The sequence below is a fragment of the Clostridioides sp. ES-S-0048-02 genome (genome assembly GCF_020658495.1).
Lineage (GTDB): Bacteria > Bacillota > Clostridia > Peptostreptococcales > Peptostreptococcaceae > Clostridioides.
This window is the reverse complement of the sequence record NZ_JACVWH010000072.1, coordinates 1-451: the sequence shown is the minus strand read 5'-3', so window position 1 is coordinate 451 and position 451 is coordinate 1. Positions and strand designations below refer to the sequence as shown.

Sequence of the window (451 nt, the reverse complement as noted above, 5' to 3'; positions counted from 1 at the left end):
GGTAGATATAAAAGACTATAAGCCACATCAAACACAAAATCTGTATGTAATTGGTGGAGTAACTTGTAATAAGATGAAAGAAATGAGTAAGACCACAGGAGAAAAGTTTACTCAGATATATGCTGATGATGTATGGTTAACTATGGATAGAGCTAGAGAGTTTGTAAAAGAAAAGTTATAGAATTGACATACACTAAAATAGGTAAGACGAATTTTATATAAGATTCTTCTTATCTATTTTAATGGGTTAAATTTTATACTAAAGCACACTCGCACAACAAAATCATTATTCTATGAAGGCAAGACTCTACAATATCTTCTCCATATTTTTTAATGAAATCATCAAGCTGAGTTTCTATGAATGAATAATATTCTTTTAAATTAGCAATATATGCAGTCATTATGTGAATACATTCATCAATCATATCATTAAACATAAGCAATCCCCCTA

1 protein-coding gene and 1 pseudogene are annotated in these 451 nt (G+C 28.8%); one reads left to right on the top strand and one right to left on the bottom strand.

What is annotated here, in order from left to right; translation table 11 throughout:
• Positions 1-181, top strand: a pseudogene (locus IC173_RS20435) (N-acetylmuramoyl-L-alanine amidase); the annotation flags it as partial.
• 73 nt (positions 182-254) lie between these two features.
• On the opposite strand, the gene IC173_RS20430 reads toward IC173_RS20435, so the two are convergent.
• On the bottom strand, positions 255-451 hold a 197-nt coding region (locus IC173_RS20430), incomplete at its 5' end, for a hypothetical protein (protein WP_227856213.1).